General features: G+C 71.6%; 12 protein-coding genes. 6 read left to right on the forward strand and 6 right to left on the reverse strand.

Features of this window, described 5'->3' with window-relative positions; translation table 11 throughout:
• Positions 1 to 14 precede the first annotated feature (14 nt).
• Positions 15 to 1,280, forward strand: a complete 1,266-nt coding sequence (locus ACZ4A5_RS17635; protein WP_467584086.1) for a hypothetical protein — start codon at positions 15 to 17, stop codon at positions 1,278 to 1,280.
• A 95-nt stretch (positions 1,281 to 1,375) separates the two neighbouring features.
• Here ACZ4A5_RS17635 and pyk read toward each other — a convergent pair whose 3' ends face one another.
• The 3 genes from pyk to pta form a co-directional block, all read right to left on the reverse strand.
• The gene (gene pyk / locus ACZ4A5_RS17640) at positions 1,376 to 2,803 is read right to left on the reverse strand and encodes a pyruvate kinase (protein ID WP_398873243.1); all 1,428 of its coding nucleotides are present in this window, start codon (positions 2,801 to 2,803) and stop codon (positions 1,376 to 1,378) included.
• Positions 2,804 to 2,875: 72 nt separating this feature from the next.
• Positions 2,876 to 4,087 (reverse strand): acetate kinase, encoded by a 1,212-nt coding sequence (locus tag ACZ4A5_RS17645; RefSeq protein WP_467584089.1) that lies wholly within the window; start codon positions 4,085 to 4,087, stop codon positions 2,876 to 2,878.
• A gap of 83 nt (positions 4,088 to 4,170) precedes the next feature.
• Positions 4,171 to 6,252, reverse strand: a complete 2,082-nt coding sequence (pta, locus tag ACZ4A5_RS17650) for a phosphate acetyltransferase (protein WP_467584092.1) — start codon at positions 6,250 to 6,252, stop codon at positions 4,171 to 4,173.
• A 211-nt stretch (positions 6,253 to 6,463) separates the two neighbouring features.
• On the opposite strand from pta, the gene ACZ4A5_RS17655 reads away from it, so the two are divergent.
• Positions 6,464 to 7,489: an ATP-dependent 6-phosphofructokinase gene (locus tag ACZ4A5_RS17655; RefSeq protein ID WP_467584095.1), complete on the forward strand. Its 1,026-nt coding sequence runs from the start codon at positions 6,464 to 6,466 to the stop codon at positions 7,487 to 7,489.
• 99 nt (positions 7,490 to 7,588) lie between these two features.
• Positions 7,589 to 7,717 (forward strand): hypothetical protein, encoded by a 129-nt coding sequence (locus ACZ4A5_RS17660; RefSeq protein WP_467584098.1) that lies wholly within the window; start codon positions 7,589 to 7,591, stop codon positions 7,715 to 7,717.
• Here the strand turns inward: ACZ4A5_RS17660 and ACZ4A5_RS17665 are convergent.
• Together ACZ4A5_RS17665 and ACZ4A5_RS17670 are read right to left on the reverse strand one after the other, a co-directional pair.
• The gene (locus ACZ4A5_RS17665; RefSeq protein WP_467584100.1) at positions 7,698 to 9,002 is read right to left on the reverse strand and encodes a sensor histidine kinase; all 1,305 of its coding nucleotides are present in this window, start codon (positions 9,000 to 9,002) and stop codon (positions 7,698 to 7,700) included. The genes ACZ4A5_RS17660 and ACZ4A5_RS17665 overlap by 20 nt on opposite strands.
• Before the next feature lie 38 nt (positions 9,003 to 9,040).
• A complete protein-coding gene (locus ACZ4A5_RS17670; RefSeq protein ID WP_467584103.1) occupies positions 9,041 to 9,724 on the reverse strand; it encodes a response regulator transcription factor in 684 nt (227 codons plus the stop codon).
• Between the two features lie 262 nt (positions 9,725 to 9,986).
• On the opposite strand from ACZ4A5_RS17670, the gene ACZ4A5_RS17675 reads away from it, so the two are divergent.
• Positions 9,987 to 10,802: an NAD(P)H-binding protein gene (locus ACZ4A5_RS17675; RefSeq protein ID WP_467584106.1), complete on the forward strand. Its 816-nt coding sequence runs from the start codon at positions 9,987 to 9,989 to the stop codon at positions 10,800 to 10,802.
• A gap of 14 nt (positions 10,803 to 10,816) precedes the next feature.
• Here ACZ4A5_RS17675 and ACZ4A5_RS17680 read toward each other — a convergent pair whose 3' ends face one another.
• Positions 10,817 to 11,686 carry an NAD(P)-dependent oxidoreductase gene (locus ACZ4A5_RS17680; protein ID WP_467584109.1) on the reverse strand — a complete coding sequence of 290 codons (870 nt, stop codon included), beginning with the start codon at positions 11,684 to 11,686 and terminating at the stop codon, positions 10,817 to 10,819.
• A gap of 138 nt (positions 11,687 to 11,824) precedes the next feature.
• Here ACZ4A5_RS17680 and ACZ4A5_RS17685 point away from each other — a divergent pair, with 138 nt between their 5' ends.
• Both ACZ4A5_RS17685 and ACZ4A5_RS17690 read left to right on the forward strand, forming a co-directional pair.
• Entirely contained in the window at positions 11,825 to 12,661 is an 837-nt protein-coding gene (locus ACZ4A5_RS17685; protein ID WP_398873221.1) for a carbohydrate ABC transporter permease, read from the forward strand.
• 334 nt (positions 12,662 to 12,995) lie between these two features.
• Entirely contained in the window at positions 12,996 to 13,991 is a 996-nt protein-coding gene (locus tag ACZ4A5_RS17690) for an AraC family transcriptional regulator (protein ID WP_467584114.1), read from the forward strand.
• The last annotated feature ends 241 nt before the right edge of the window (positions 13,992 to 14,232 follow it).

A 14,232-nucleotide genomic window follows, 5' to 3' on the forward strand; every position in this document is an offset into this window, starting at 1 on the left:
CCGAGGGTGAGGGTGTGAGAAGCGGGCCCCGGCACGCCGCGGCCCGCAAGCCGCTGCTCGCCCGGCTCCACATGCCCGCGGGCAAGGCCGTGGCCATCGCGGCGATGCCGACGGCCGTCCTGATGGGCATGGGGCTCACGCCCCAACTGGCCCTGGCGAAACCGCCGTTGCCCGAGCCGTTCGACGGGCAGTGCGCGACCGCGCCCGACGCGTCGCCCGAGCCGGACGCGAGCAAGAGCGCGAGCCCCGCGCCGAGCCGGAGCGCGCAGGAGTCCGCCACCCGGCCGACGGAGCAGCCCTCGAAGGCACCGGAGTCGCCGTCCGCGAAGCCGGAGGCCGAGCCCGGGACCAAGCCCGGGCCCAAGCCCGAGGCCCAGCCGGAGCCCGGAAAGAGCCCGGACGCGGGCAACGCCGCCAGGACCGGCCCGACGCCCGCGCAGTCGCCTTCCGCTTCCCCCTCGCCGTCCAAGTCCTTCAACCCGCTGGACCCGCTGGGGCTCGGCGACAAGCTGAGGGACATCCTGGACGGCGGCAGGTCCGGCGCCGGGAGGCAGCCGTCGGCGCCGCCGAGTTCCGCGCCCGCCCCGTCGGGCGGCCCGTCCTCCGCGCCGTCCGGTGCGCGGCACGCGCCGCCGCCCGCGGATGTCCGTACGCCCGACGGGCAGCCCAGCGGGAAGCCGTCGGCGGCGCCGTCCACCGAGCCGTCCGCCGAGCCGTCCAAGGCACCGTCGAGCGCACCCCCCAGCACCGCGCCCTCGCCGGGCGCGAGCTCGGGCGCTTCCCCGGGAGCGCTGCCGCCGTGCCCCAAGGGGAAGGCGGCGGACGGGAACGACGGGCACGCCTTCCCCAACCAGCCCTGGTATCTGGAGGCGAGCGTCCTCACCCTCAAGGGGCTGACCTACGACGGCATCAAGAAGATCACGATGGCGAACGGGCAGCAGAAGTCCGTGCTCAAGTTCACCGCGGACGCGCTGACGATCAAGGACCTGCACCAGATCGTCAACAACTACGGCAAGGAGTACCACGTCGCCGGGCCCGGGACGGATTCCACGGTCACGGGCGGCCAGGTGACGATGTACACCGAGGAGCTGAAGGGCAATCTGCTCGGGCTGATCCCGTCGACCGCGAGCCCCACGAGCCCGCCGCCGCTGATCCCCGGCCTGAAGCTGCCGATCCCGATCTTCTACACGAACGTGAAGATCCGGCAGGGCGGCCAGTTCGGCGGCACGCTGCACATCCCGAACCTGCACCAGTACCTGACGAACGGCACGTATCCGTAAGGGAACGCCTCTGAGGGAACGCCTCCCTGAGGGAATGCCGAAGGGGCCGGTTCCTGGCTGGACTTCAGCCAGGAACCGGCCCCTCCGCGCTCCTGCTAGCGGCCCTCGCCGCCCAGGTGGTGGACGCGGACCATGTTGGTCGTGCCCGGGATGCCGGGGGGCGAGCCGGCGGTGATGATCATCGTGTCGCCCGCGCTGTAGCGCTTGAGCTTCAGCAGCTCCGCGTCGACCAGGTCGACCATCGCGTCGGTGTTGTCGACGTGCGGCACGACGTAGGTCTCGACGCCCCAGCTCAGCGTGAGCTGGTTGCGGGTGGAGGCGTCCGTGGTGAAGGCCAGGATCGGCTGGGCCGCGCGGTAGCGGGACAGCCGGCGGGCCGTGTCACCGGACTTGGTGAAGGCGACCAGCGACTTCGCGCCGAGGAAGTCGGCGATCTCGCAGGCGGCACGGGCGACCGCGCCGCCCTGCGTGCGCGGCTTCTTGCCCGGGACGAGCGGCTGGAGGCCCTTGGAGAGGAGCTCCTCCTCGGCCGCCTCGACGATGCGGGACATCGTCTTGACCGTCTCGATCGGGTAAGCGCCGACGCTGGACTCGGCCGACAGCATGACCGCGTCCGCGCCGTCCAGGATCGCGTTGGCGACATCGGACGCCTCGGCGCGGGTCGGCCGCGAGTTGGTGATCATCGACTCCATCATCTGGGTCGCGACGATCACCGGCTTGGCGTTGCGGCGGCACATCTCGATGAGGCGCTTCTGCACCATCGGGACCTTCTCCAGCGGATACTCCACCGCGAGGTCACCACGGGCCACCATCACGCCGTCGAACGCCATGACGACGCCCTCCATGTTGGCGACGGCCTGCGGCTTCTCGACCTTGGCGATGACCGGCACCCGGCGGCCGACCTCGTCCATGACGCGGTGCACGTCGAGGACGTCCTTGGCGTCGCGGACGAAGGACAGCGCGACCATGTCGCAGCCCATCGCGAGCGCGAACTTCAGGTCCTCGATGTCCTTCTCGGACAGCGCCGGGACGTTGACCGCCGCGCCGGGCAGGTTGATGCCCTTGTGGTCGGAGATCACACCGCCCTCGATGACGATCGTCCGGACCCGCGGGCCCTCGACCTCGGTGACCCGGAGCTCGACGTTGCCGTCGTTGATCAGGATCTGGTCGCCCTTGGAGACATCGCCCGGCAGGCCCTTGTAGGTCGTGCCGCAGATCGTGCGGTCGCCCGGGACGTCCTCGGTGGTGATGGTGAACTCGTCGCCGCGCACCAGCTCCACGGGGCCGTCCGCGAAGGTCTCCAGGCGGATCTTCGGGCCCTGGAGGTCGGCCAGGACGCCGACCGCGCGGCCGGTCTCCTCGACGGCCTTACGGAGGCGGTGGTACCGCTCCTCGTGCTCCGAGTGGGTCCCGTGGCTCATGTTGAAACGGGCCACATTCATACCCGCCTCGATCAGCGTCTTCAGCTGGTCGAAGGAGTCGACGGCGGGGCCCAGGGTGCAGACGATTTTGGAACGGCGCATGGGGCAGATCCTATCGGTTTGTTTCGGAGCGGAATATTCGAGCTGTGGGAAAGACCGAGTGCCGGTCGGTGATCAAGCGCTGACCAGGGCGTACGTCTGGGTGGCGATCTCCAGCTCCTCATCGGTGGGCACGACGGCGACGGCGACCCGGGCGTAGTCCGGGGAGATCAGCCGCGGCTCGTCCGCCCGGACGGCGTTGAGGTCGGCGTCCACGGCCAGGCCGAGCTCCTCCAGGCCCGCCACGGCGGCCTCCCGGACGGGGGCGGCGTTCTCGCCCACACCGGCGGTGAAGGCCACCGCGTCGACCTTGCCGAGAACGGCGTAGTACGCGCCGATGTACTTCTTCAGCCGGTGCACGTAGATCTCGAAGGCGAGGGCCGCCTTCTCGTCGCCCGCGTCGATACGCCGGCGGATCTCGCGCATGTCGTTGTCGCCGCACAGACCGATCAGACCGCTCTTCTTGTTGAGGAGCGAGTCGATCTCGTCGACGGACATGCCGGCGGTGCGCGCCAGGTGGAAGATCACCGCCGGGTCCAGGTCACCCGAGCGGGTGCCCATGACCAGGCCCTCCAGCGGGGTCAGGCCCATCGAGGTGTCCACGCAGCGGCCGCCGCGGACCGCCGAGGCGGAGGCGCCGTTGCCCAGGTGCAGCACGATGACGTTGACCTCGGACGGGTCCTTGCCCAGCAGCTTGGCGGTCTCGCGCGAGACGTACGCGTGCGAGGTGCCGTGGAAGCCGTAGCGGCGGATGCGGTGCGCGTCGGCGGTCTCCACGTCGATCGCGTAGCGCGCGGCCGACTCCGGCATCGTGGTGTGGAAGGCCGTGTCGAAGACCGCGACCTGCGGCAGGTCCGGGCGCAGCGCCTGGGCCGTGCGGATGCCGGTGATGTTCGCCGGGTTGTGCAGCGGGGCGACCGGGATCAGCCGCTCGATCTCCGCCACGACCTCCTCGGTGATCACGGTCGGCTCGGTGAACTTCCTGCCGCCGTGCACGACCCGGTGCCCGATCGCGGCCAGCTCCGGCGAGTCCAGGCCCAGCCCGTCCGCGGCCAGCTCCTCGGCCACCGCGTTCAGCGCGGCCTCGTGGTCGGCGATCGGCTGCTCGCGCTCGCGCTTCCCGCCGCCCGTCGCGAGCGGGGTGTGCGCCAGCCGGGAGGTCTCCTCACCGATGCGCTCGACCAGGCCCACGGCCAGCCGGGCGCCGTCGGCCATGTCGAGCAGCTGGTACTTGACCGACGAGGAGCCGGAGTTGAGGACGAGGACACGGGTGGGGTTGGCAGTCATGAAGGCTTTCCGGGTGGTGTGCGGGTCTCGGCGGGGCTGTCGGTACGGGGCCGCGGCGACCCCCGTACCGACAGTAACGGGCGTCAGGGGCGCTGCTCGCCCTGCGCCTGGATGGCGGTGATCGCGACGGTGTTCACGATGTCCTGGACCAGCGCGCCGCGCGACAGGTCGTTGACCGGCTTGCGCAGGCCCTGGAGGACCGGACCGACCGCTACGGCGCCCGCGGAGCGCTGCACGGCCTTGTAGGTGTTGTTGCCCGTGTTGAGGTCGGGGAAGATCAGCACGGTGGCCCTGCCCGCGACCTCGGAGTCCGGCAGCTTGGTCGCGGCGACCGCGGCGTCCACCGCGGCGTCGTACTGGATCGGGCCCTCGACCAGCAGGTCCGGGCGGCGCTCGCGCACCAGCTCGGTGGCCTTGCGGACCTTGTCGACGTCGGCGCCGGAGCCGGAGGTGCCGGTGGAGTACGACAGCATCGCGATCCGCGGCTCCACGCCGAACTGCGCGGCCGTCGTCGCGGACTGGATGGCGATGTCGGCGAGCTGCTCGGCGTTCGGGTCCGGGTTGACCGCGCAGTCGCCGTAGACGAGCACCCGGTCGGCCAGGCACATGAAGAAGACCGAGGAGACGATCTGCGCGCCCGGCGCCGTCTTGATGATCTCGAAGGCGGGGCGGATGGTCGCGGCGGTGGAGTGCACCGCGCCCGAGACCATGCCGTCGGCCAGGCCCTCCTGGACCATCAGCGTGCCGAAGTACGACACGTCGGCGACGATGTCGTGGGCCAGCTCCACCGTCATGCCCTTGTGGGCGCGCACCTGCGCGTAGAGCTCGGCGAAGCGCTCGCGCAGCGGCGAGGTCTGCGGGTCGACGAGCTGCGCGTCGGCCAGGTCGATGCCCAGCTCGCCGGCGCGCTTGCGGATCGCGTCCTCCTCGCCCAGCAGCGTGAGATCGCAGACGTCGCGGCGCAGCAGCACGTCCGCGGCGCGCAGCACGCGCTCCTCGGCGCCCTCGGGCAGCACGACGCGGCGGCGGCCGGAGCGGGAGCGCTCGATCAGCTCGTGCTCGAACATCATCGGGGTGACGCGGCTGGAGCGGGCGACGGAGATACGGTTCGTCAGCTCCGCGGTGTCCACGTGCCGTTCGAAGAGGCCGAGGGCCGTCTCCGACTTGCGCGGCGAGGCGGCGTTGAGCTTGCCCTCGACCGCGAACAGCTCGGCGGCCGTCGGGAAGGAACCGCCCGGCACCGAGATCACCGGCGTGCCCGGGGCCAGCCGGCCCGCCAGCGCCAGGATGTCCGGGCCCGGCCGCTCGTCGAGGGTCAGCAGCACGCCGGCGATCGGCGGGGCGCCCGCGCTGTGCGCCGCCAGCGCGCCGATGATCAGGTCCGTGCGGTCGCCCGGGGTCACCACCAGGCAGCCCTCGGTCAGCGCCGGCAGGAACACCGGGAGCATCGCGCCGCCGAAGACGAAGTCGCGGACGTCGCGGTTGAGACCGGAGTCGTCGCCCAGCAGCACCTCGGCGCCCAGCTTGCGGACGATCTGCGCCACGGTCGGCGCCGACAGCGAGGCGTCCTCGGGCAGCGCGTAACAGGGGACGGGCAGGCTCGCCGCGAGCCGCTCGGCGACGGCCGTGCGGTCGGCCGGGGCCACGCGGTTGACGATCAGCGCGACGACGTCGCAGCCCAGCGCCTCGTACGCGCGGTAGGCGTTGCGCGCCTCGGCCCGTACGGACTCGGCGTCCTGGTCCTGGCCGCCGACCACGGTGACCACGGAGGCGCCGAACTCGTTCGCCAGGCGCGCGTTGAGCGCCAGCTCGTCGGGGAGGTTGGAGCCCGCGTAGTCGGTGCCGAGCACGAGCACGTACTCGTGCTGCCGGGCGACCGCCAGGAAGCGCTCGACGAGGGCGGACACCAGCTCGTCCGTGCCGCGTTCGGCCTGGAGGGCGGACGCCTCGCCGTACGAGAGGCCGTAGACGCTCTCCGGCGACTGGCTCAGCCGGTAGCGGGCGCGCAGCAGCTCGAAAAGACGGTCGGGGCCGTCACCGTGGACGAGCGGGCGGAAGACACCCACCCGGTCGACATGGCGGGTCAGGAGCTCCATGACTCCCAGATCGATGACCTGGCGGCCGTCGCCCCGGTCGGTCCCGGTCACGTACACGCTGCGCGTCACGCGTGCTCTCCTTGCTCCATCGCCGTGTTTATGCGGTAAAAAAATACCCGATATGGTGGGCTTGCCCTCTTGACAATACCTGCGCCCGTGGATAAGGCGCGCGTCAGTAGGTGGTTCACGGGGCGCGGGCGGCGGTGCGTCACTACCTCCCGGCCCGTGAAACAATCGGTTCGGCTCACATGTACCAGTAGCGAGCAGGAGACACAGCCAGATGCGCATCGGAGTCCTCACCGCAGGCGGCGACTGCCCCGGCCTGAACGCTGTCATCCGCTCGGTGGTGCACCGCGCGGTCGTCGGCCACAACGACGAGGTGATCGGCTTCGAGGACGGCTTCAAGGGCCTGCTCGAAGGCCGCCACCGCAAGCTCGACCTCGACGCCGTCAGCGGCATCCTCGCCCGTGGCGGCACCATCCTCGGTTCCTCCCGGCTGGAGCGCGCGCGGCTGCGCGAGGCGTGCGAGAGCTCCAAGGAGCTCGCCCGCGACCTCGGCATCGACGTCCTCATCCCCATCGGCGGCGAGGGCACGCTCACCGCGTCCAAGATGCTCTCCGACGCCGGTCTGCCCGTCGTCGGTGTGCCGAAGACCATCGACAACGACATCTCCTCCACGGACCGCACCTTCGGCTTCGACACCGCCGTCGGTGTCGCCACGGAGGCCATCGACCGGCTGAAGACCACCGCCGAGTCGCACCAGCGCGTCATGGTCGTCGAGGTCATGGGCCGCCACGCCGGCTGGATCGCCCTGGAGTCCGGCATGGCCGGCGGCGCCCACGGCATCTGCCTGCCGGAGCGCCCCTTCGACGTCGCCGACCTGGTCTCCATGGTCGAGGAACGCTTCGCCCGCGGCAAGAAGTTCGCCGTCATCTGCGTCGCCGAGGGCGCGCACCCCGCCGAGGGCTCCATGGACTACGCCAAGGGCGCCATAGACCAGTTCGGCCACGAGCGCTTCGCCGGCATCGGCACGAAGCTCGCCGCGGAGCTGGAGAAGCGCCTCGGCAAGGAGGCCCGCCCGGTCATCCTCGGCCACGTCCAGCGCGGCGGCACCCCCACCGCGTACGACCGCGTCCTCGCCACCCGCTTCGGCTGGCACGCTGTCGAGGCCGCCCACCGAGGCGACTTCGGCAAGATGACCGCACTGCGCGGCACGAACATCACGATGGTCCCGCTGGCGGACGCGGTCACCGAGCTCAAGCGAGTCCCGGAGAGCCGCATGGACGAGGCGGAGTCGGTCTTCTAGAGCCGCTGCCTGTCGCAGACCTCGGACGCCGGCCGGGCTGGAATTCTCCAGCGGGGCCGGCGTTGGTGTTTGTGCGGTTCGGGTTCAGCGCTGGTCGGAGTGGGCTTCGTTCCGGTGCTGCCGCAGGTCCTGGTCGGCGGCGAGGGTCAGCCGGTCACCCTTATCGCCGAGACCGCGGGGATGTCGGGAGCGGTCATCCTCCGTACGGTCAACATCCCGTCACCATAGGGAACTTCAGCGTGAAGCGCGCCCCCCTTTCGCTGTCGGTGATGGACAGGGTCGCGCCGTGGGCCGTCGCTATGCGGTGGGCTATGGCCAGGCCCAGGCCCGTGCCGCCCGTTTCTCGGGTGCGGGCGTCGTCGAGGCGGGTGAAGCGTTCGAAGACGCGGCGGCGGTCGGCCGGGGCGATGCCCGGGCCGTCGTCCTGGACGTGCAGTTCCGTGCGGGCGACGATCACCGTGACGGTGGTGGCGGCGTGCCGTTCGGCGTTGTCGAGGAGGTTGGCGAGCAGGCGGGCCAGCAGGCCGCGGTGGCCGTCGACGGTCACCGGCGAGGGGTCCGCTTCCACCCGCAGCGTCAGGCGGGCGGGTGTTCTGCGGCGCCGGGTCTCGTCGTGGACGAGCGCGACGAGATCGAACCGTTCGGTGCCCGGCAGGGCCGCGTCCAGCCGCGCGAGCAGCAGCAGATCCGTGGTGAGCTGCTCCAGGCGCCGGGCGTCGCCCAGGGCTCCCTGGGCCACCGCGGTCCACTCCACCGCTCCGGGATGCGCGAGCGCGATCTCCAGCTCCGCCCGCAACGCGGCCAGCGGGCTGCGGAGTTCGTGCGAGGCGTCGCTGACGAACGCGCGTTGCCGGTCCACCGACGACTGCAGCCGCTCCAGGGTGCTGTTCATGGTCTCGGCGAGGCGGGCCACCTCGTCCCTGGTCCGGGGCACGGGCACCCGCCGGTCCAGGTGGCCCGCGCTGAGCTCGGCGAACTGGATGCGGATGGCCTCCACCGGGCGCAGCACCCGCCCGGCCGCGAACCACGCCACGCCGGCCACGGCCGCGGTGCCCACGAGCACGCAGCCGGCGAGGGCCAGGACGTCGTCGTTCAGCCGGTTCTGTTCGTAGCGCAGCGGGTTGGAGACGACCAGGAGCGGGTTGGTGTACGTCTCGTTCTGCCCGTTCACCATCGCGTACAACGGGTGCCTGCTCGCGGGGTCCGTCCACGGCCACAGCGACAGCAGGGAGCCCTTCAGCGGGGGTTGCAAGTACGGGTCCAGGGCGGCCCGGCCCGGGTAGATCTGGTCGGAGACCTCCAGGCGGCCGTCCCGGCCGATCGCCTTCGCCAGGGCGGGGATGTCGGTGCGCAGGTCCGAGGAGGCGTCGAAGGCCAGCGGGCTCGCCTCGCGCACCGCCTCGTCCAAATACTGCCGTCCCGCGCGGATCAGGTCGTCGCGCGCCGCGAGCGCGACCGTCAGCGCGCCGAGCGTGAAGGGGATCAGCGCGCAGATCGCGGCGAGCCAGGTCACGCGCCCGCGTATCGACCCCTTCCGCCGCCGCGGCCGCCTCATGGCTCGGTGCCCTCGTCGGCCAGCCGGTAGCCGACCCCGCGGACGGTGCGGATGGTGTGCCGCCCGAACGGCGCGTCGATCTTGCGGCGCAGGGCGCTGACGTACACCTCCACGATGTTCACATCGCCCTGGAACGCCTCGTCCCAGACGTGTTCGAGCACCTCGTGCTTGGCGACGACCTCGCCGTCGCGCCGCGCGAGATATTCCAGCACCGCGAACTCCCGCGGGGTGAGCGCCAGATCCGCCCCGCCCCGGCGGCAGCGCCGCTGCGCGGGATCGATCTCCAGATCGCCGACGCACAGCGTCGTGGGCCGCTCCGGCCGGCCACGGCGCACGAGCGCGCGCAGCCGGGCGACCAGCGCGATGTACGAGAACGGCTTGGTGACGTAGTCGTCCGCCCCGGTGTCCAGCCCCTCCGCCTCGTCGTACTCGCCGTCCTTGGCGGTGAGCATCAGCACCGGCGTCCAGACCCCGGCCGCCCGCAGCCGGGCGCAGACGTGGTAGCCGTTCATCCCGGGCAGCATGACGTCCAGCACGACCACGTCGTAGGCGCCCTCGACGGCCAGGTGCAGTCCCTCGCGTCCGTCGTGCGCGACCTCGACCGCGAAGCCCTCGGCGATCAGCCCCCGGCGCAGCAGCTCGGCGAGCCGGCGGTCGTCCTCCACCACCAATATGTGCATGGCATCAGCATGACGTAACGTCAAATCGCCGTGCCTGAAGGACATTTCAGCTATCTTCAGCTTTCCTTCAGCCGCTCGGTGCCAGCATGTCCCGTGTACCACCGGCGCGGCCCGCCGGCGTTCGGGGGGAGGGCTCGTACGCGAGAGGCGCCCGGGCCCGAGTCGCGGGCCGTGCCACCCTTGTCATGGGCGTGTTGCCGGGGCGGGAACATCCCGGCGTGGTCCGGCGCTCTTGTCGGCACATCCGTTGACGGGAGTTCTCATGACGATTCTGGTGACCGGCGCGCGCGGGCGTGTGAGCGCCGCCGTACGGAGCGAACTGGCGGAGCGCGGCGCGGCCGTGCGGGCCGCCGGGCGGCAGCCCGAAGGGGATGCCGTGCGGCTCGACCTTTCGGAGCCCGGGACGTTCAAGGCCGCACTCGACGGGGTGCGCAAGGTGTTCCTGTACGCGGAGCCCTCCGGGATCGGCGCGTTCCTCGACGCCGCGCGCGCCGCGGGCGTGGAGCACATCGTGCTGCTGTCCTCGCTGTCGGCGGGGGAGAAGGACCCGGAGTCGAACGTGATCGGGGCGTTCCACGTCGCCGCGGAGCGGGAGCTGACCGCGTCGGGCATCGACTGGACGCTCGTACGACCCGGCAGCTTCGCCACGAACGCGCTCCAGTGGGCGCCCTCGATCCGCGCGGAGGGCGTCGTGCCGTCCGCTTTCCCCGGCACGCACAACGCGCCCGTGCACGAGCGGGACATCGCCGCGGTCGCGGTCCGTGCGCTGCTCGACGACGCGCACCGCGGGGCGACCTGTCACCTGACCGGGCCCGAGTCGCTCAGCGAGGAGCAGATGATCGGGCTCGTCGCGCGCGCCATCGGCAAGCCCGTCCGCGTCGAGCCGATCAGCCGCGAGGAGGAGCTCGCGCGGATGGCGCGGTTCGCCGGCCCCGGCATCGCCGAGACCCTGATCGCGTACCGCGCCGAGTACGACGGCGTGCCCGCCGCGGTGCACGACGGCGTGCGCGAGGTCACCGGGCGGCCCGCCGTCCCCTTCTCCCGGTGGGCGCGGGAGCACGCGGCCGACTTCCGGTGACCCCGCCGGCCTGATCACCGCCGCTTCAGCAGCTCCACGATCCCCGTCACGTCCTCGTGGCCGTGGCCGTCCGCCACCCGGCGGGAGAGCAGCGGCCCCAGGGGGGCCAGGAGTTCGGGGCTGAGCCCCTGGGCCTCGGCGGTCTCCAGGAGGTTGGTGAAGGCCGCCGCCTGCATGCCGATGTTGGAGACGACGCCGGTCGCGTAGTCGCCGGTCTCGATCTGATGGGCGTAGTGCGGGATGCCCGAGGCCATCGCGCTGATCCAGCCCGCGAGCAGCGGGCCGAACTCCGCCGCCGGGACCTGCTCCGTGTCCGCCAGGGCCAGCGCGTGGAAGGCGCCCGCGAACATGCCGTACATCCCGCTGAGCAGCGCGATGTCCAGCAGTGCCGCCAGACCGGGGTCCTCGCCCACGAAGCGCGGGGCGCCGAGGAGTTCCAGCGCCGGGGCGAAGGCGTCGAAGGCGGAGCGCGACCCGCTGTAGAGGAGGAACGCCTGTTCCGTGCCGATGCCCGGCGGGACGGCCATGATGCCGCCGTCGACGTACGCGATGCCGTGCCCGGCCGCCCACCCGGCCATCTCCCGGGCCTGCTCCGGTGTGCCGTTGGTGAGGTTGACCAGCGTGCGGCCGGAGAGATCGGCCGCGACCGGGTCCAGGGTCTCATGCACCGAGTCGTGGTCGAGGAGGCAGGCGACGACCAGCTCGCTCGCCGTCACCGCCGAGGAGAGACCGCCGGCGGCGCTCGCGCCGAGGGCGACGAGCGGCTCCGCCTTGCCGGGCGTGCGGTTCCACACGGTGGTCGGGAGGCCGCCCGCGATGAACGCGCCGGCAAGGGCCGTGCCCATGGCGCCCAGGCCGAGGACGGTGACGGGGGTCTTGCTCATGACAGGTGCTCCAGATGTCCGGTGATCGTGTGCTCGGCGCCTCGATCAGGCTCGCCCACGGCGCGTCCCGCCTCAAGTACGCACAAAAAAGTGGGTACTAACCGGGAGGTACGTCCAGCCGTCGCGTACGGAGGCGCCATGCCACCCCCGCTCAGCCGCCGCACCCGCCAACGACTCGCCGCGGACGCCGCGTTGCTCACGGTCGCCGTCGCGTTCGCCGTCCCCCTCGTCTGGCTGGTCCTCGCGTCTGTCGACGACGGGGCCGGGCTGCGGGTGCGGGTCCCGGACAGACCCACCTCGGCCAACTTCTCGGCGGTGCTGACCGAGGAGATCACCTTCCGGCCGATGCTCAACAGCCTGCTCCTGTGCGGCACCGCCACAGCGCTCACCATGGTGTGCGCGGCGCTCGCCGCCTATCCGCTGTCGCGCTTCCGGTCGCGCTTCAGCCGGCCGTACCTGCTGACCGTGCTGTTCACGACCTGCCTGCCGATCACGGCGGTCATGGTGCCGGTCTACGGGCTGTTCGTACGGATCGACCTCATCGACACGGTCTACGGCACCGCCCTGTTCATGGCCGCCGCCCAACTGCCCTTCGCGATCTGGCTGATGAAGAACTTCATGGACGGCGTCCCGGCCGTCCTGGAGGAGGCCGCCTGGACGGACGGCGCGAGCCGCCTCCAGGCGCTGGTGCGCGTCATCCTGCCGCTGATGGGGCCCGGGGTGGCCGTCGTGGCGATCTACAGCTTCATCATGCTCTGGGGCAACTTCTTCGTGCCCTTCATGCTGCTGCTCTCTCCCGACCAACTCCCGGCGTCCGTCAGCATCTTCACGTTCTTCGGCAACTACGACCAGGTGGCGTACGGGCAGCTCGCCGCGTTCTCGATCCTCTACTCGACGCCGGTGATCCTGCTCTACACGCTGATCTCGCGGCGGCTCGGCGGCGGCTTCGCGCTGGGCGGGGCGGTCAAGGGCTGAGCGGCCGAGGGCTGAGCGGGTGGGGGAGGCGGGCGCGGATCTGCGAGCGGACACGGATTTGTGGGCGGACACGGATTTGTGAGCGGACACAGAAGAACCCCGCCGTCTGTCCGCTGACGGCGGGGCGCCCCTCCGGTGAGAAAACCGGCCCTGGATGTCCCCCGTGGATCCAGGGCCGCGCCCGAGCGCGGCGGCGGGCCTGTCCCGAAAGAGCTGTGGGAGGGACCCTCGCCTTGACTGCGGACAAGCTGAACGGTACTAACGGGGCCACCTGTCGGCTACTCGTCAAACGCGGCTCCTGGCCGGAGAACGCGGGACTCCCGAGGAACGCCTGATGACCGAACCACGAGTGGGGCCCGAGGCTCCCGGCAACATGCGCACGCTCGTACTCAGCAACGATCTCGATCAGACCCGCGAGATCATCAGCTCCGCCTACAGCCCCTACGAGCTCAGCGTTCTCGGCGACCCCAAGGAGTTCTCCGCGTGGTACGCCGAGGGCAGCTTCCCCGGCGTCACCGTGTCCGGCCTCCAGTACGGTGCCGAGACCCTGGTGGCGCCCCAGCCGCTCGACTCCTACCTCTTGGTCTGCAAGCTCGTCCGCGGTCAGGTGAAGGTGATCTCCCCCGGGCGGGACGAACGGGTCGTGGGGACCGGTGAGACGTATGTGCTCGACCCCTACCGCCAGTTCCAGGTGCACTGGGCGCCCGGCGCGCGGATGACGACCCTGCGCCTGGCCCGGGAGACCGTGGAGCAGGCCGCCGCCGACACGCTCGGCGTGGAGGGCCCGTTACGCGCCCGCTTCGGCCTCGGCGGCCCCGTCTCCCCCGGCGCGGCCCGCAGCTGGGCCGGCATCTCCAACGCCGTGCACCGCGAGATCCTCGGCGAGGGCATCGCCCGCACGAGCCCGCTGATCGCCGCCCATCTGACCCAGATGACCGCCGCCCTGCTCATGGAGTCCTACCGGCTGGTCACCGACGGCGTGGACGCCCAGCGCCCGGGCGTCGTCGGCCACGCGGCGGTACGCCGCGCCATGGCCCTCGCGGAGGAACGCCCCGACGAGCCGCTGACTCTCGCCGACCTCGCCCGCGCGGGGCGGGTCAGCCCCCGGGCTCTTCAGGAGGCGTTCCGTCGCCATGTCGACACGACTCCGCTCGGCTATCTCCGGGAGATCCGCTTGGGGCGGGCCCATGCGGATCTGTTGGCGGGGCGGGGGAGTGGGGTGACGGTGGCTGAGGTGGCCTATCGGTGGGGGTTCGGGAATCTGGGGCGATTTGCGTCGGTTTATCGGGAGCGGTTTGGGGTGGCGCCGTCTCGTACGTTGCGGGGGTGATCTTTGTCTGCGGGTTGTCTGCGGCTGGGGTTCGGGTGGCCTCAGGCGCCGGCCGGGCTTGGGTTTGGCGGGGTTCGCCGTTGTCTGGTGCGCGTGCGTTGCCGCCTGTGGCGGGAGCGCCCTTCGGGCGCGTCCTCAATCGCCGGCCGGGCTTGGGTTGTGGTGGGTGCCGGGGGTGGGGCCTCCCGGCCTGAGACCTCGAACCCGGTGCCCTTCTGGTCCCCCCCCCTCAGAAATCTGA

It is taken from the genome of Streptomyces sp. NPDC025618 (genome assembly GCF_055558795.1).